The organism is Streptomyces sp. NBC_01276 (assembly GCF_041435355.1).
Taxonomy (GTDB): domain Bacteria; phylum Actinomycetota; class Actinomycetes; order Streptomycetales; family Streptomycetaceae; genus Streptomyces.
Map to the genome: position 1 here is coordinate 17,825 of NZ_CP108443.1, position 16,642 is coordinate 34,466.

Consider the following 16,642-nt stretch of genomic DNA (forward strand, 5'->3'; position numbering starts at 1 on the left):
CGCCATGGCCCGCCCGACGGCCCCGGATCGCCCCTCACGTCGCCAGGCGCGCCCCACGGGCCGGGGCGGGGGCCGGGATCGCGACGCCGGGTGTCGGGGCCGCCGCCCCGGGGGCCGGCGGGGGGCCGGGCTGGGTTGCCGACAGGCGCGCCGCGTGGGTCTGGGCCGCGCGGGCCATCGTGTTCAGGGCCGTCACGTCCTCGGGGGCGAAACGGCCCGAGGTGACAGCGGCCGTGACCGCGGCGCCGGCCCGCTCGGCCACCGCCCCGTACGGCTGCGCCGCACGGCCGGGGCCCTCGGGGAGGTCGTGCGGGGGCAGTTGCCTCCAGGCCTCGCGCAGGGCACGAATGCGGGGGTGGTCCGAGCCCGCCAGTTCCCGGCCCATGTCGCTCTCTATCCAGGTCCGGAAGGAGCGGGTCACGTCCTCGCCGGCCCGGACCGCTTCCCGGGCCGTGGCGTACGGGGACGGAGCCGCGGGCTCGTCGTGGCGCCGGGGAGGGCCCTGGGGGCCGGGCTGCTCGGGGGTGCGGCCGGTGAGGCCCCGGCCGTCGTCGTCCGGGGGCCGGTGGGCCTCACGGTGGCGGGCGAGCTGGGAGCCCTGGAGGGCCGTGGCCATGAAGCCGGCGGAGACGTTGCCGCTCTCCGGCGGGGCCACCTTGGCGTCGAAGGCGGCCAGGCGCCTCATGTCCTCGCCGTCGAAGACGTTCCCGGGGAGCATCCGGGAGGCGGCGCCGGTCACGTCGACGGTGTGCCGGCGGCCGTCCGCTTCGAGCTCCAGCCGGTAACCGAGGTACTGGCGGTGGTCGTCGAAGACCAGCTCGCCCCGCACCGTACCGCCGGCCGTGCGGACGGTGGACTCCATGGAGTCGAGCGCCTGCGGGAGGCGGGAGACGCGGCCGAGGCAGGCCACGTACGCGTCGCCCTCGATGCCGAGGGAACGGCCCTCGTTGTCGAGTGCTTCGAGGCGGACCCGGCCGTCGGGCGCGGTCACCGTACCGACGGCCCCGAGGTAGCGACCGCCGTGCGTCACGAGACGGCCGTCGCCGCCGTACTCGGCGTCGTGCGCGCGGCGCAGGGCGGTGTACTGGGCGTCGTTGTGCAGGACGAAGGGCGCGTCCTTGCCGACCATGAAGACCCTGGCTTCGGGGTCGGACTGGAGGATGATCTCCGCGTTGGCGATGGCGGCGCCGCCGACGCCCGCGATCACCCAGTCCTTGGCGACGGTCGGGTCGTAGTCGCCGTCGCCGATCTCGTCGCCCATCAGGACGCGGCCGGGCGCGAGGGCGCAGGCCTGCTCCCAGGCCGCGGTGGCCCGGAGGGTCTCGGTCGCGCCCGCGACGCGCGGGTCCCGCGAGGCGTCCAGGGCTTCGTAGACGTGCGGGTCGGCGAGCAGTCCGAGGCTCGCCGCAGCCCGGCCTTCGCCGTCGGGGAGCGTGAGGAGGCGGTCGCGGGCCGCCTCGGCTTCGGGGGTGCCGGCGGCCGTGAGGGCTTCGGTGAGGACGTCGGCCGCTTCGCTTGCCGTCGGCACCCGGCGGTCGGCGCCAGGGATGATTTCGGGCGGGATGCCGGTGGCGACCAGTGGGGTGCCCTGGACCTCGACCTTCACCGGCGGGGAGCCGTCGGCCGGGATGATCTCGGCGATGAGGCGGCCCTCCGCGCCGATGCTCAGCTCGGCCCGTCCGTCGATGACGGGGCCGCGTGCGGCGGCGGTGTCCTCCCAGAGCTGGAGCGCGGCGAGGGGGACCCGGTCCTTCGGGCCGGCGAACTGGTAGGGGTCGCCCATGCCGCTCTGGCGGAGGTGGCGGACCTGGTCGGCGGACTGGACGATCGCGACGATGGGGTCGACGTGCCAGCGGCCGCGGGCGTCCACTAGCAGGGCGCCGGGGTCGCGCCCGGCGAGCGCGGCACCGCCGCCGATCATGATCTCGAACCGGGGGTGGCGGCCCTCGGGAAGGGCCGCCTGCCGGGCGCGGAGCTCGGCGAGCGTGCGGGTGCTGAGTTCGGTGCGCTGCCGGGCGGCTTCGGCGGCCGCCTGGTCCAGTTCCTCGCGGGGGACGGGTGTGCCGTCGGGGCGGAGGCCGGGCATGGGGTACTCGCCCAGGGCGGCCGCCGGCGGGGTCTGTGCGCGGGCGGCCCGGGCGGCCCGGGCGTCCCGCAGCGCCTGTGCGTCGGCCGGGTCGAGCCGATCGACGGGTACGGCGAGCACGTCCATCGCGTGACGCGCGTCCCCCTGCAGGTACGGACGGACGAACCTCAGGCGTGCCGTGGCCGCTTGCTGCTCGGCGATACGGCTGTACGTGTCGTCCGCCGCCGGGTCCGGCCTGAGCCCGGACTCGTCGACGAGGAGGGAGAACCGGTCGCGGGCCTCCTGGCGCTCGGGGGCGGTGAGCCCGGCGTCGGCCATCCTGTGCGCCAGGTAGTCGAACTCGCCCACCCGGCCGCGGTCCGCCTCCGACAGTTCGAGATGCGCGGGCAGTGCGGTACCCGCGGCCAGCAGGTTCTCCAGCGGGGCTCGCCCGCCCACCGCGGCCCGTTCCCGCACGGCGAGCAGTTCCCCCAGCTCGCGGGCCAGCAGCTGCCCGGTCTGTTCCTGCCGCAGCGTGTCCGCGAGCTGGACGACGTACCGGTCGGTCGTGGTGTTGGTGAAGGTGCGGGACGCCAGCTGCTGCGGCAGCGCCGCGGTGTCCAGGCGCAGCTCGATGGGCTTGCCGGCCGGGTCGCTCAGGAGGAAGAAGCGCCGGCTGTCCTGTTCGGTGAGGGTTCCGCCTCGCAGCTGTGCGGAGTAGAGGTCCCTCAGGACCGCGGGCATCGCTGCTTCGGCTGCGGCGAGCAGCCGCCCTTCCCCGGTGCTCAGGTCCACTGATCCCCCCGTTTGACCTGCCGATTCCGGTATGATCATGCCATGTTGATCACTCGTTCGGCGCAGGAATCGCACCTGTACATGGATCTGCATCCCTGTGGGTGCGGTGCGAACCGGTTCGACCGGGAGCACCGCGTGGAGGACCACGAGGGCGTCCTGGTCAGCGTGTACGAGGGCGCCTGCCCGGAGTGCGGCAGTACGCGCGTGTTCGAGTTCGTGTTCTCCGACGACCGGCCGGTCGCGCCCCCGGCCTTCGGCGGCCCCGAGCCGTCGCGGATCATCGATCCGGGGGAGTTCCTGTGGGTCAGCGAACGGCTCTCGACCGAGTCCAGCCTGCGGCTGTTGAACACCCCGCCCGCCGAGCAGCGCGAAATCCGTCCGAGCGTCGCGTACGGAGCCGCGGCCCTGGAGGAGGTCATCAAGTTCCTCCCGGAGGGCGCCGACCGGATCCCGCGGGACCTGTTCACCTCCAATCTCGGGCGGGAGAAGTACGAGAAGGACCCGTCACGGTTCACACTCAAGGACCTCACCGCCGCCCTGAAACTGGACAGGGACGTCCTGGCCGGCATCGACCACCTCAGCCCCCCGCTGGGCTGAGAGCCCTCCCGCGAGGCCGAAGGTCGCTGCCGCTCCGTCGGGGAGCGGCCTTCGACGCAGGCCCCGAGCCCGCCGCCGAGGCCATCGGACGCCTCCGGGATCCGCGGGCGGCGTGCCCGGCAGGTCCGGCCGGGCCGGCGGTATCCGGATCGGCCGTCCCGGTACCGCGACGCGCACACCGCCACGGAGGTCATCCCCTCCTCCGGCACCACCGCCCCGGCCCTGGTGACGCCGCAGGCCACCGCCGTGTTCACCGGCACCGTCACCGAAAACTCGGCCGACGCTGCCGCTCGGCGGTGGTGTGTCGGCGCAGGCGTGGCCGAAGGGCGGCTCCCCCGGCCGGCACCAGGTTCGTCAGTCCGGTTCCGCCCGGGTGCGCCCGGCACGGGCGACGCGGGCGCGGTCTCCGCGGCGGGTGGAGCACCGGTGGCGGCGGCCGTGGCGCAGCGGGTAGCGGTTGCAGGGGGCAAAGCAGCAGGTCGGCGGCGCGTGCCACGAGCACGCGGTCGAGGATCTCGTGCGCGGGAAACGGCCCGGCGCCCGGACCCTGCCCGCATCGGGTTGCGGCCCCGGCCGATACCCTCGCAGCGGGCTACAGGGCCTCGGCCAGGGCCAATTGAGGCCCGCGCCGCCCGTCGCGGCCGGGGCGGGGCCGGACGTCGCCCCCTCCGGTGCACCCGCCGCCCGGAGGAGTCCGCAGAAGACGAAGAAGAGGATGGTGGCCCGCGTGGCCGAACACAGGACATCGGCAACCGCCGGACTCGACGACAACTCCGTGCTCGCCCTGTACGGGATCGGCGCCGTGGCGGTGGTCGGTGGGGCCAGTCTGCTCGCGGGGCCGCTGGCCTCCTTCCTGTCGGGCCGCGGTTGGGCCCGTGCCACCGAGGACCTGCCCACGACCGCGCTGTCGGCGCTGGTCAAGGGACCGGCCGGCGTATACCAGCCGGCTCCGCCGAGCTGGCTGTTCTACGCCCTGATGGTGGTTCTGGTCCTGGTCCCCTTTCTGGTGTTCCTCAGGATCCTCAGGCTGTTCGGCTCGCGCGGCAGCACGGGCGGCGCGCAGTGGGGCGGCCCCGCCATCGAGCGCCGACTGGCCGCACCCGCGGACCCGTTGAAGCGGGCCAACCGGATCACGGCCGGCCGCGGCATGCGCACCAAGAAGATCCTGGCCGCGCAGCCCAACATCTCCGCCACCGTGTTCGGCGTGCCCGGCTCGTCGAAGACGACCGGACTGGTCCTGCCCAACGCGGCCGAGTGGCAGGGCCCGCTGGTCGTCACGACCACCAAGGCCGCCGACCTGGACGTCATCTATGCCCGCCGCCGCGCGTTCGGACCGGTCTGGGTCATCGCTCCGGCCGGCATCCCCGGCCGCGCCACCGACCACTGGTCCCCGGTCGACTACTGCACCGACGCAAAGGCCGCCGACCGCATGGCCTCCTGGATGGCCGAGGCGTCCGCCTCCGGTGACGACCAGCGGGCCGCACCCTGGATCGACCAGGCCAAGAACGTCCTCAAGGGCGTTCTGCTCGCCGCGAACCTCTCCGGCACCGGCATCAACGGCATGCGCCGCTGGCTCTCGCTCGGCAAGGACGCCGTCGACCACGTCCGTGCCGTACTCCTCCAGCACGGCTACGCCGAGGTCGCCGACGACTACGCCTCCCCCTGGCTGCGCCTGCACGAGGACGGAGTCGGCTCCATCCAGTTCAGCCTCAACGTCCTGGCCCGCGTCTACGCCGACGAAGAGGTACGGGAAACCTGCGCGTCCTCCGACTTCACCGCCGAGCAGTGGCTCGACCGGACCGGCACCATCTGCCTCATCGCCTCCGAAGCCGACGCCGACCGGTTCGCCCCGCTGCTCACCTCGCTCATCGCCTCCGCCATCCACGGCGCCGAGGCCCGCTACAACGCCACAGGCAAGACGCTCGACCCGGGTGTCGGGGTCCTCGTCGACGAGGCCGGCAACATGCTGCGCTACCCGCGGCTGCCGAACATCCTCACCACCGGCCGCGGCATGGGGATCACCGTGCTGACCGTGTGGCACGACCTGTCCCAGCTCCGCGACCGGCTCGGCGTGCAGAAGGCCAACACGGTGCTCTCGGCGTCCGGGCTGAGGATGCTGCTTCCCGGCTGCGGGGACCTGGAGACGCTGAGGTACTTCTCCGGCCTGTACGGGCGCACCGAGGTGCTGAAAACCTCCCACGGCCTGTCCCGGGGCGAGCGCTCCACCAACACGTCCTCGACCGAGACCGACCTCGCACCCGTCCACTCCCTCCAGCAACTGCCGGACTTCACCGCGATCGCCCAGTACACGAACCTGCCGCCCGTCAAGGTCCGGATGCGGCTGACGTTCCGCGACAGGGACGTCAAGAGGCTGCTGGCAGTCCCCGCGCCCACGCCGCCGGCCGAGGCCGTCGACCTGACCAAGGCGCCCGCGCCCGCCGCCGCCCCCGAGGAGTCCCGCCGTGTCTGAGCCGCCGATCCATCCCGCCGACCTGTGGGCCGCGCCTCCCGCCGGGCAGCGGAGCGGACCGCAACGATGGGTCTGGTCGGCCATGGAGCCGCCCGAGCGCCGTCTGCGGATGCGCGAGCTCGCCGAGTGGGTCGGCTGGCTGCGCGCGACGTTCGAGCTGCACAACCAGATCACCCACTGCTGGTACCTGCACCCGGTGGTCGTGGAGCACCTGACGGCCCTGTACGCGGCGTGGACGCGTACGTACGCCGACGAGCAGGAGCCTGCCCGCGAGCTTGCCGAGGCGGACTGGATCAACACCCTGCACGCCTTCACGCCGCGGTTCCAACTGGCCGCGTGCGCGACCGGCCGCCACCAGGAGGCTCCGCCCGTCCTTCCCCCGCCGCCGGGCGCCGACGACGCCTTCGAGGCGTTCCTGTCGGTGTCCGCGACGATCACGGCGCCCGCCGCGCATCCGGCGGCCGCCGAGCTCGACCGCCGCGCGGCCGAACTCGATGCCCCGTTGTAGCGGGGACATCGGCCGGACCGCTCCCGAGGCCGTCACCTCTGCGAGGTGACGGCTTCGGTCGTTCCCCCGGCACCGGTGGGGTACGCGGACACGGAGTTCTTCGCCGGGAGTGCGGCGATGGCGCGGTGGGTCCGCCGGGCCGTGTCCGAGGCGGGTCCCAGTACGTCGTTCACGGTGGCCAGCAGGCCGGCCGCCGCCGTCAGGGCCCGGGCCGGCGGGAAGCTGCGCCACAGGCTGTAGGCGCGCCGGCCCGCCTGGTGGGTGCCGGGGTCGTCGGGGCCCTGGAGCTCGCCGCGCAGGCGGAGGGCGTGCAGGTACCACACCAGGCCGGCTTCCGGACGACCGGTGAGATCGCGAGGTAGCCGCGGATCTCCCGGACCTGGATGGTGTCGAGGTGCAGTTCGCCGAACTCGGCCGTGACGGCGGAGTCCAGCTCCTCGGCCAGCAGGACGGCTTCGTCCTCCCGGCCGGCGGCGACCGCACTGCGGATCGCGGCCGAGGCGTCGTCGAGGCGGACGGTGTCGACGGGCGGGGGCGCGGCCACTGCCGCGGGGCCCGGCTCCCCGGCGCCGGGGTCTTCGGCGCCGGGGTCTTCGGCCCAGAGCGCAGGGCTGACGGCGCCCAGGAGTGGTACAGCTGCCCAGTCATGGTCGTGCTCTCCCGCTCCTCGGGTTCGTCACCGGGCACACCGGCCCGAGACCCGCCGCCGGGCGGAGCGCGACCGCCTCGCCCCTGTGGCCGGTGGGTCGCGCCCCGGCCGTCGTACGGGGCGACCCGGGTCAGCACGGTGCGGGCCCCGAACGGCGGTCCGCCGGGGCCGTGGGCCGCTCCGCGAGTGCGTACCTAGATCACCATGCGCTCGTCGGTCTCGAACAGCTTCATCTCGGTGCGGGAGAGGATCAGCTGTACCGCGTGAGAGCCGCCGCCCCTGCCCACCTTCCACAGGGCCCGGCCGCGCTGGGCCGCCCCCCAGGAGCCGATCAGGTCGCACTCGGCCGAGGTCAGACCGATCGCTTCGCGGGTGAAGGCGAGCGGGCGGGTGTCCTGGGCGAGCTGGATCCGGGTTTCGCAGCTGGAGATCAGGTCACGGGCGATGGCCACCGCTTCGGACCCGGCCGCGCCGACGCTCTCGAAGTCGGACAGCCGGTGCGTGGCCAGGACCTGGATCGTGCCGGTGGCCCGGGAGAGGCGCAGGTCTGCGTCGATCTTCTTGACCATCGCGGCGCCGCCGGACCTCATCTGCCGCCACAACTCGTCACGGATGACGATCCGGGGGGCCTGCCCGGGCCGGTCGATCGCCGACTGCGCCCAGGAGGAGACGCACGAGAGCACCATCGCGACGGTTTCGTCGCCGTACGGGGTGAGGGCGCTGATGTCCACGCTCTGGATCGGAGCCGCCCAGTCCAGGCCGAGGGACGTCTCCTCGTCGAAGAGCCCGCCCAGGTGTCCGGTGACCATGATGCCGAGGGCGGAGCGGATGGAGGCCATGGACTCCCGGGCCCGCTGGACGTCCCCGTCCCGGATCCGCAGCTCCCGCGCCATCGTCTCCGTGGGGTCCCGGAGCTTGTCGTAGACCAGGGGAAGCGTCGGAGTGCGCAGGGACGTCGTCCCGTACAGCTCCCCGGTCAGGTCCCGGACAGCGACGTCGAGGGCCTCCTCCTCCTGTGGCTCCAGGGTCCTGCGCAGCTGCAGCTCCAGCAGGGCCTTGAGGAGGGTCAGGCGGCGCCGGTGGATCTCCGTCAGCCGGCCCCGGAGCACAGCGGGGTCGCGGATCCCGTCGAGGCCCTGCCCGAGCGGCCCTGCGTCGAGCGGATTGAGGCGGCCCGGCAGCCCCGGACCGAGCCGGACCGGCTCGACGCCGAGGTGGCGGCACATCGCCGCGTACTCGCCCTTGACGTCTCCGGCGATGAGCGCCTTGTGGCCGAAGGCCATCAGCCGCAGGGCGAGTGCCTTGACGTGCGCGCTCTTCCCCGAGCCGGGGATGCCGGTCAGCATGACGTTCGGGTTGGTGACCAGGCCCTGCTTCACCCACACGGTGGGGTGCGCGGAGAACGCCGCCGTCGTCAGCACGTTGTGGCCGATGTACGCACCCACCGCGGGCAGGCTGGCGGCGTGCAGGAAGGGAAACGCGCCGGCCGCGTTGACGGTGGTGGCCCGCACCGCCTCCGGGCGCGGGAGCGAGGCGGCCCGGCCTGCGAACGGCCCCTTCCACCCCTTCTTGGGAGCGACCCGCATGACCGACGCGGGGTCTTCCAGCAGCTGTGCCTGCCGCCGCTCCTGAGGGCTGGGTGGCTCGGCCCGCCGGCTCGCGGGTACGGAGGCGAGTCCGGCCGCCTCCCGCAGACCGGTGTCGGCGAGAACGGTGTCGTCCGCGGCCTTGCGGCGGAGCAGCGCCATCAGAAGCCACCCCGCCGGTCGGGCAGGCCCTGGCCCAGGGGCAGCGCCCCGGCGACGAAGCCGACGTCCTGTGTTCCCCACATCCGGCGGAGTTCCAGGTTCGCGGCGCCCGCGTCCGCCTGGATCTCCGCGCAGGCGGTCTCCAGCTCGTCCACGTCCGTCACCGTCACCGACAGGATCGCCGTCATCCGCACCACGCCCTCACCGGCCGCGCGCTCCGCGTCCTGCCGGCGCGCGACCATCTCGGCGCGCCGCTCGTCCTCGCTCTCGTCCCTGCCGGTCTTCGCGCGCAGCTTCCGGGCCGCGTTCCGCTTGGTCGTCTCCCGCGCGAGTTCGGAGCGCGCACGACGCGGCCCGAGCGGTTCGTAGACGAGGGAGAGGCTGCGGCGGGCGTTCGCCCGGGGCCGGAGCAGGGGCTGCAGGAACGTCGCGTAGACCTGCGCCTGGGGCCAACTGCGCACCTGGTAGGACACGGTCCAGGCGCCGTCGTGCTGGTAGACGCCCATGCCCGTCTCCGCGTACGCGGGGCCGGCGAGCTCGACGTCGACGCCCGGCTCCACGCCCGTCCAGTCGGCCGCGGCGGCGGCCGCCCTGCGGGTGGCGAGCATGACCTGCGCGTCCGGGTCGTAGGCGGTGCGGATGGTCTGGGCGACCCCGCGCGGGTCCAGCCACTCCTCCACCTGCAGGCTCGCGCCGGACAGGGCCTGCCCCATCGCGTGCAGTTCGCGTACGAGGACGGCGGCCGCGCCCGCCTGGCCGCCGCCGGCGCCCTTGATCGCGAGCCGGGCGCGACCGGCGGAGAGGGTCACCGACAGGTACGTCTCCCGGGCGGAGGCGGACGGGCCCGCGCCCTCCATCACCTCGGTGAGCGCGGTCACGGCGGCCGCCGGCGCGTCCGTGCTGACGTGCCGGGCGGTCCAGGACGCCAGGGCGGCACCGTCGTCCGGCAGCACCCGCTGGTGCACGCTCAGCCGCGTGACCGGGGAGTCCTCGGTGCAGTACGTCCGCAGCATCGAGGCCCACCCGGCAACGCGCGTGGTCTGCCGGTCGGTGTCGATCAGGGCCAGGCCCGGGTAGGTCACCCGGGCGACAGCCGTGTACGTCGCGGCGACCGGGTCGTGGACGACGCCGAGGTGGCCGCCCAGGCCGTCCGGTGCCTCCAGGATCCGCAGTCGGGCCAGCGTGCCGGGAAGGTCCATGGGCTGTTCGCCCGTGGCCTTGCTGTAGGGGGCGCTCGCCCCGCTGTGGAAGATGTTTCTGCGTGTGGCCACGGCGATTTGGTGCCTTACTGCGAGAAGGATCCATTCGTCGGCGGAGAGACCCATGACCCGGCCGAAGGCCAGGCCGACGAGGAGGAGGCTGACCGGAATGCAGATCAGGGCCGCCGTCCAGGAGCCCAGGTTGAGGGGCAGGAGCAGGAGCAGGGACGCCACTGCGAGCAGGGCGAACCCGGGGCCGCTCATGTGTCCGAACCATCCGCTGCGTTCGGACTGCCAGCCCCCGTAGGTGGGGTGACTCTGACTCATCTACGACTCCGGGGAAGGATCGGTACCGCTGGGCGCCGACAACGGCGGTGCAGGTTGTGGCGGAGGTACGGCCCGACGGCCGACCGGTGGCAGCTCGTGCTCCTTCGGGATCTTCGCCGAAAGCACCTTCACACCGTGTTCGGGGTACTCGGGCAGCGGCTCGGGCGCCTCCCGCCTTGCGCGGATGCCCTCGCCCGTGCGCTGGGCCACGACGGCGTGCCGTCCGCCGGGCTGCCCGTTGTCCAGGCCCGCGTTGGCGGCCGTGTTGGCCATCCCCGACTCCAGGGCGTCCTTTCCGACCGCCGCGAGCTGGAGTCCGACGGTGGCCGCCGACATGGCGCCGGCGAACCCCTTCGTCCCGGCGCTGCCCAGCACGGACCCGCCGCCACCGCCGCCGCCGTCGCTTCCGCCCTCACGTTCCAGAGCCTTGGTGTAGCCGCTCCCGCCGCCGACCGATCCGGCGCCGTCACCCTGGGGGCCGCCGCTCCGTGCCGAGGCGGACGACCCGATCGAGCTCATCAGGCCGGACATCATCGACGTACCGGCGCCGTTCGAGGTGAAAGTGATGAATTTGGCGAGGACCGGCCAGGAGAAGCAGGCGGTCAAGAAGATGACCACACCGACGATGACGTTCTGGATACCGGTGCTGTCACCCATCGCGAACAATCCGATCGTAAAGATCAGGACTATTACGGGTTTCATCAGGACCAGCGAGATCAGGGCGTTGCGGGCGGTAGGCCACCAGTTCTTACTGGAATCCGAAATCTCCCCGGTCAGGGTGATCGGCATCGTGACCAGCAGGATCATGATGCCTGCCTGCCGCATCAGCATTTCGACCCAGAGTGCGGCGATGGCGACGATGGTGATGACCCCGACCACGATGACCACTCCGACGGCAGCCGGTGCGAGAGCCTCGCCCGTGGCCACCATCGTGCCGCCGACCGCTGCCGCGCCGCCACCGCTCGCCAGGGCGGCGAAAAGCGTCCCGATCTTGCGCTGCATCGCTTCCGCCGCACCTCCCTCACTGCCGAAGCTGAAGGTGATCATCCATTCGGAGAGCTTGTCCGCGATCAGGAGTGCCTGCTGCGTGAAGAGCAGGTAGACGCTGGAGATGACCGCCCACTTGGCCAAGCCCGCCACCGCGGTACCGGCAAGCTCCCCTCGTTGCGAGATGGCCGTTTTGGAAAACTGGATCAGCATCAGGAAGGCGGCAACCATCGCACTGATTGCCATGGTGATTCCCAGCGGCTTGCCGATACCCGTCTGATCAAGCTTGATGGTGGAGGTCTTGTTGAAGAGGTTGGCGAACTCGTTCAGCAGCCACACCACGCCCTCCCCGATGTACCGGGCAGCCTCCTGTAGCGCGTCGCTTGCGAACTTTGAGATTTTTCCGGCAACCCAGTCCGACAGGGTGGGATTCAATGGGAATTCCTGCTCCCATTTATTCCGGCAGGCCTTGAAGACGCCGCCCTCGTTCACGCACTTGGTGAGGGCGGCATTCAGCTTCGGGTAGTTTTCGAGCTTCTGGTTGGCCTTGTTCGCCTCCTGCCACTTCTTGAGCGCCTTGAGCTCGAACTCTTTCTGCCCCTCCGCGTCACATTCGGCCGCTCCCGTGCCGTCGGCCCCTTCGCAGATGTCGCCGCCGGTGCCGACACCCGGGATTTCCCCCGGGTTGGCCGTCCGGCAGAGTTTTTGATCACGAACGGGGTCGACGTAGCAGTAGTGATTCTTTTGGTCGAGGCCGATCTGATAGCCGCCGCTGTTCTTCTGGAAATCCTTCGGAATGGGGTCGGGAGGGCCGACCTTGGAGTAGTTCGGGTCGTCCGCGGCCATGGCCGGCATCGAGGGCGCGCCCAGGCTGCACAGCAGCGTGGCGACCAGGACCGCCAGGACGCGCGCCAGGAGGTGACGAGCGGCTCTAGCCCTCACGGACCACCTGCCTCCACCCGTCCCGCCAGGCATAGGGCGAATCCGGCAGATAGGACACCGGGACGTGCGAATGCTTGACGTAGCCCGGCTGGTTGGTCAGCCGCCACCTGTCCCCCTGCCAGCGCAGGATCACGCTCGTGAGCTCGTCCTTGAGCGGTTCCTTGTCCGGCGCCCCGTCCGGACCCGTCGCGAACCGGTCGTAGGACATCCAGACCTCGACCACGGCGCCGGGCTTCTCGCCCTCCACCGGCAGCGAGGTCACATGGACCGCCTGCACCGTCGTGGTGAACGTGATACTGGACGTGGTCCCGCCGGAGGAAGGCAGCCCGACCTGCTCGCGGAGCTTCCTCACCTTGGACACCTCTTGGTCGACGTAGCCGTCGGCGTCCGGGGAGGCCATCGCCTCCAGCTGCTGCCTCGCCTTCTGGTCGTCGAGCCAGGCGTACTCCTCCCACCAGTACACCGCGGCACTCACCGCGTCGACTGCCGAGTACTTGAATCCCGTGGCCACGCCGTCGGCATGGCCGGTCGGCTTGAAGAGCCGCATCTTGGGGCCCGTATCCGGCGTCTTGGACACTTCGCCCGAGCCCGACGGGGAGGCCGGGCCGGAAGGATGCGCCGGGGGCGCCGTCGTGGCCGGGGCTCCGGCGGCCGGAGTACCACCACCGTCGTCGTCCAGCAGAACGGCCACCCCGTACCCGCCGCCGACCAGGACTCCGGCCGCGAGCACCCCCAGGCCGGCCAGCGTCAGCCGTGCGCGACGCGTCTTCGCGTCCTTGCCCTGACTCACTTCTTACCGAACAGGTTGTACGCCATGAGGACCAGGGCCGACGTCGCACCGATGCCACCGGCTCCGACGAGCGACGCCAGCACGCCGGTCTTCCCCCGCGCGGCCAGCTGCGCGTTGCTGGAGTTGTGTCCGACGGCGATGGCCGCCCAGGACAGCAGACCGCCCAGCACCGCGATCGCGATGCCGACTCCGGCGGTCCAGCCCAGCACGGTGCCGACTGCGTCGTTCAGCTCGTCCGGGACCTTCGGCGTGAAAGCCGGGACGACGCCGTCGGCAAGGGTGAACGTGATGATCTTGCTCATGGGAAATACCTCTTAGACAGGGACTGGGCATACGGGGCGCAGGACCGCCGGCTGCGGGGCCGGCGGGAGCGGTTGGCCCCAGGAATCGTGGGCGGCTGCCAGCACAGCGGACGCGATCCGTGCGGCCGCCTGCCGGGTGCGGGAATGGACGCGTCCTGTGCGCAGGCCACTGGCCCGCAGGTGCGCGTCGTAGGGAAGGTGGACGACCTCGGCCATCCGTCCGGAGAGCATCGTGGCCGCGGCCCGTACCACCGAGGGCAGCCGACCCTCTCCGGTGGCGACGAACACCGCGACGGCGCGGTGAAGGGGAACGCTCTCGGCGGACATGGCCATGACGGCCTGCTGCAGGGCCTGCACACCGTCGGCGGAGGCGGCGGCGCACAGCACCGGCACCGCGTACGGCAGTGCCAGCCAGCCCCGCGTCTGCCCCTCGGTCCCCGCGCAGCGGGCCGCGAGGAGATCGTGGGTGATCGGGTGCGGCGTGTCGACCACGGCCGCCTGCCACCCGCCGATCGCCGCCAGTTGGTACCAGGCGGCGGGCTCCACCGGCAGGTCGAGGGGTGGGGCGTTCCACTCCCGGCAGTCGGTCAGGACGTCCCAGCCGCCCATGGGCGCGCAGGCCGACCGGACCCGTTCCGCGGAGGCCGGCTCGGTCGGCGGAAGCACGGCGAGCCCTCCGCCGGGCGCGGTGACCCAGCCCGGCCAGGGCGACGCGAGGCGCGGGGCGGTGTCGAGCACCACCGTCTCGCCCACGGCCGCGAGTTCGGCCGCCAGCAGGCAGGCCAGCGTCGACCGGCCGGCCCCGCCCGTCGGCGCCAGCACCGGCACCATCAGGCGGGCGGCGGCAGGCAAGCCGTGCAAAAAATCGGTACGTTTCCCCATCATTCCCCCCACAGAAGCGCAGCAAATAGTTGCATACGCAATTTCTGTCGCTCGAACAAGGGTGGATCAAGCGCATAGGAACCTTACATGCAACTTCTGACACCTCGACATGAGTGTCCGTTGACCTCAGCAGTTGGCAGAGATGGCATAGTGTCACGCATCATCTCGGACATTGCCCCGAGGGTCGTTCTGTTCGATACGACCTCGCGTCCACTTTGATGCAGCAAACGAACAAGTGGCCGCCGGGGGCATGCGCGGGCAGGGATCCGGGGGGATTGCTTCGTGGTGTCGAAGAAGTGGATTGCCGTTGCCGCGGGGGGTGCCGTCGCCACACCGGTGGCTGCCGGTCTCGGCATGGTGCTGCTCGTGGCCCTGATCGCCCAGGACGGAAGTCAGGGCGGAGGGCTGGGGGGCTCGTGGCCGACCGCGAGCAGCCTGAAGATCGGCGGCCAGGGCGGAGTTCCGCCCGAGTACGCCCAGCTCATCCTCGACGCGGCCGCCCGCTGCGATCAGGGCCTGCCGCCGGCGATCCTGGCCGCGCAGATCTGGGCCGAGTCGAAGTTCGATCCCACCGCGATCTCCCGTGACCCGGTCACCAAGGCACCGATCGCCTACGGGATAAGCCAGTTCATCCCCGATACCTGGGCCACCGAGGGCGTGGACGGCGACGGCGACGGCGACCGCGACGTCATGGACCCCAAGGACGCCATCCCCGCACAGGGGAAGATGATGTGTGAGCTGCTGGGCACCGCCAAGCGGCACCCGGACTACAACGGCAGCGCGATCGAGCTGGCCCTCGCCGGGTACAACGCGGGCTGGGGCAGGGTCGAAGAGTACCGGGGAGTCCCGCCCCGGTACTTCGCCGGCGGGCAGACGTACGACTACGTCAAGGAGATCATGGCCCAGTCGGTCAAGTACACCGAGGCCACGCCTGGCGGAGCGGTGGACCTCCCGTCCGGTTTCTCCCTCCCCGCCGACACGCCGCCGCAGGTCCGTACCGCCGTGGCCTGGGCCCTTCAGCAGAAGGGCGGCTGGTACCACCTGGGCGGGGACTGCACCAATGCCCTCGGCAACGACGAGGACCACTGGTGCGACTGCTCGTCGTTGATGCAGCAGTCGTACAAGGCCGCGGGGATCACCATCCCCCGCACGACCTGGGACCAGATCTATCTGCCGATCCACGTGGACCTGGACCGGCCCAAGCCGGGTGACCTCGTCTTCAACCCCGGATCCGACGGCAACGAGTCGTCCCCGGGACACGTCGGCATGTTCATCGGCGGGGCCGGCACCGGCTTCATCATCGAATCGCCCCGTACCGGAGTCCAGACCCGCATCGTGAGCTACGACAGCTGGCGCCACTCGACCAACTACATGACCAAGGTCACCGGTATCCGGAGGGTCGTGAACTGGTGACGGAAAGCCTCATCCCCGCAGGGAGCAGCACCTTGGACGAGCCCGTGCTCTACCACCCCTGGGGTGTCGTCAGCCCGGCCTTCTGGGCCGGCGCGGAATCCGCCGCCCCCTCCCCCGCCGTCGCCGTCGCCGTCGCCGTCGCCGTCTACGGCCATGTCGATGGCGACGCAGACGCGGACGCGGACGCGGACGGCGATCCGACGGCGGCCGAGGACGCCTGCCCGGACGTGGAGCAGGAACTGTCCTCGATCCGGGAAACCGCCGCCGCCGGACGGCACGAAGAGGCCCTGCTCCTCACCGAGGACCTCGACAGCGCCATCACCGCCGCACGGGGTGAGGTCCACCTGGACACCATCCAGGTCCGGGAGATCCGCGGCTACCTGGCCGGCCTGACAGGAGATCCCGTCACCGGGCTGGACTGGTACCTGCGCACCCTCCGCCTGCGCGCCCGCCTCCATGGTGTCGACTCCCGCGACACCGAGGCCGCGGCCCGCCGCGCCTACAGCCTCTGGCGCACCCTTCCCGTCGACGCCGCCCAGGACGCGGCCCCCACCCTCCTGGCCACCCTCACCGAAACCATGGGGCCCGACTCCCCGGCCGCCAAGTGGACCCGCCGCCGCAGCGCCGAACTCGCCGCCGCCCCACCTCCGGCACCCGACCACCCGGCTCCGGAACCCGACTGACGCAGCCTCGCGCTCCGCCTCTGAAAGTGCTCAGCCAGGTACGGCGCTACGTGCCCATCTCCCGTGCTCCAGGGCGGTAGCTCAGGAGTCGTAGGAGAAGCAGACTCGCACTGCGAGGAGGTCACCCGACGAGTCCCGATCGGCGACCACGGGGAAGTAGCCGTCGCCCCAGCTCGTCATTGCACACAGCACTCGGGCATCACCGAGGTCCACAGATCCGGCCTCGACCGGCGAAGCACGTACCTCGCGCATGATCTGCCAGTGATGGGAGTGCGGTCGGAAGTC

Annotated in this window: 13 protein-coding genes; 5 read left to right on the forward strand and 8 right to left on the reverse strand. The window is 72.0% G+C overall.

The window, feature by feature from the left end; genetic code table 11:
• Positions 1-34 precede the first annotated feature (34 nt).
• Complete coding sequence (locus OG295_RS37180; protein ID WP_371681441.1) at positions 35-2,860, reverse strand: hypothetical protein; 2,826 nt, start codon at positions 2,858-2,860, stop codon at positions 35-37.
• A gap of 42 nt (positions 2,861-2,902) precedes the next feature.
• Between OG295_RS37180 and OG295_RS37185 the strand changes: the two genes are divergently transcribed.
• The 3 genes from OG295_RS37185 (at position 2,903) to OG295_RS37195 (ending at position 6,435) form a co-directional block, all read left to right on the forward strand.
• Positions 2,903-3,457 carry a hypothetical protein gene (locus OG295_RS37185; protein ID WP_331737790.1) on the forward strand — a complete coding sequence of 185 codons (555 nt, stop codon included), beginning with the start codon at positions 2,903-2,905 and terminating at the stop codon, positions 3,455-3,457.
• 727 nt (positions 3,458-4,184) lie between these two features.
• Positions 4,185-5,927 (forward strand): type IV secretory system conjugative DNA transfer family protein, encoded by a 1,743-nt coding sequence (locus OG295_RS37190; RefSeq protein ID WP_371681442.1) that lies wholly within the window; start codon positions 4,185-4,187, stop codon positions 5,925-5,927.
• The gene (locus OG295_RS37195; protein ID WP_331737796.1) at positions 5,920-6,435 is read left to right on the forward strand and encodes a hypothetical protein; all 516 of its coding nucleotides are present in this window, start codon (positions 5,920-5,922) and stop codon (positions 6,433-6,435) included. Before OG295_RS37190 ends, OG295_RS37195 begins: the two co-directional genes overlap by 8 nt.
• Before the next feature lie 32 nt (positions 6,436-6,467).
• On the opposite strand, the gene OG295_RS37200 is transcribed toward OG295_RS37195, so the two are convergent.
• The 7 genes from OG295_RS37200 to OG295_RS37230 form a co-directional block, all read right to left on the reverse strand.
• Complete coding sequence (locus OG295_RS37200) at positions 6,468-6,758, reverse strand: hypothetical protein (protein ID WP_331737800.1); 291 nt, start codon at positions 6,756-6,758, stop codon at positions 6,468-6,470.
• A 520-nt stretch (positions 6,759-7,278) separates the two neighbouring features.
• Positions 7,279-8,832 (reverse strand): type VI secretion protein, encoded by a 1,554-nt coding sequence (locus OG295_RS37205; protein WP_331737802.1) that lies wholly within the window; start codon positions 8,830-8,832, stop codon positions 7,279-7,281.
• On the reverse strand, positions 8,832-10,358 hold the full coding sequence (locus OG295_RS37210; RefSeq protein ID WP_285543545.1) for an SCO6880 family protein: 1,527 nt from the start codon (positions 10,356-10,358) through the stop codon (positions 8,832-8,834). Before OG295_RS37210 ends, OG295_RS37205 begins: the two co-directional genes overlap by 1 nt.
• Entirely contained in the window at positions 10,359-12,191 is a 1,833-nt protein-coding gene (locus tag OG295_RS37215) for a hypothetical protein (protein ID WP_371681443.1), read from the reverse strand.
• An 85-nt stretch (positions 12,192-12,276) separates the two neighbouring features.
• On the reverse strand, positions 12,277-13,077 hold the full coding sequence (locus OG295_RS37220) for a hypothetical protein (RefSeq protein ID WP_331737812.1): 801 nt from the start codon (positions 13,075-13,077) through the stop codon (positions 12,277-12,279).
• A complete protein-coding gene (locus OG295_RS37225; RefSeq protein WP_285543551.1) occupies positions 13,074-13,379 on the reverse strand; it encodes a hypothetical protein in 306 nt (101 codons plus the stop codon). The genes OG295_RS37220 and OG295_RS37225 overlap by 4 nt, the downstream gene beginning before the upstream one ends.
• A 12-nt stretch (positions 13,380-13,391) precedes the next feature.
• Positions 13,392-14,231 (reverse strand): hypothetical protein, encoded by an 840-nt coding sequence (locus OG295_RS37230; RefSeq protein ID WP_371681444.1) that lies wholly within the window; start codon positions 14,229-14,231, stop codon positions 13,392-13,394.
• A gap of 366 nt (positions 14,232-14,597) precedes the next feature.
• On the opposite strand from OG295_RS37230, the gene OG295_RS37235 reads away from it, so the two are divergent.
• Both OG295_RS37235 and OG295_RS37240 read left to right on the forward strand, forming a co-directional pair.
• A complete protein-coding gene (locus OG295_RS37235) occupies positions 14,598-15,674 on the forward strand; it encodes an NlpC/P60 family protein (protein WP_371681445.1) in 1,077 nt (358 codons plus the stop codon).
• Between the two features lie 32 nt (positions 15,675-15,706).
• A complete protein-coding gene (locus OG295_RS37240; protein WP_371681446.1) occupies positions 15,707-16,357 on the forward strand; it encodes a hypothetical protein in 651 nt (216 codons plus the stop codon).
• Positions 16,358-16,642: the final 285 nt, after the last annotated feature.

What these genes read in the sequence shown, in the direction of transcription:
- OG295_RS37185 (WP_331737790.1), top strand. Translation starts at nt 2,903, where the DNA reads ATGTTGATCACTCGTTCGGCGCAGGAATCGCACCTGTACATGGATCTG.
- OG295_RS37205 (WP_331737802.1), bottom strand. Translation starts at nt 8,832, where the DNA reads ATGGCGCTGCTCCGCCGCAAGGCCGCGGACGACACCGTTCTCGCCGAC.
- OG295_RS37210 (WP_285543545.1), bottom strand. Translation starts at nt 10,358, where the DNA reads ATGAGTCAGAGTCACCCCACCTACGGGGGCTGGCAGTCCGAACGCAGC.
- OG295_RS37215 (WP_371681443.1), bottom strand. Translation starts at nt 12,191, where the DNA reads ATGGCCGCGGACGACCCGAACTACTCCAAGGTCGGCCCTCCCGACCCC.
- OG295_RS37225 (WP_285543551.1), bottom strand. Translation starts at nt 13,379, where the DNA reads ATGAGCAAGATCATCACGTTCACCCTTGCCGACGGCGTCGTCCCGGCT.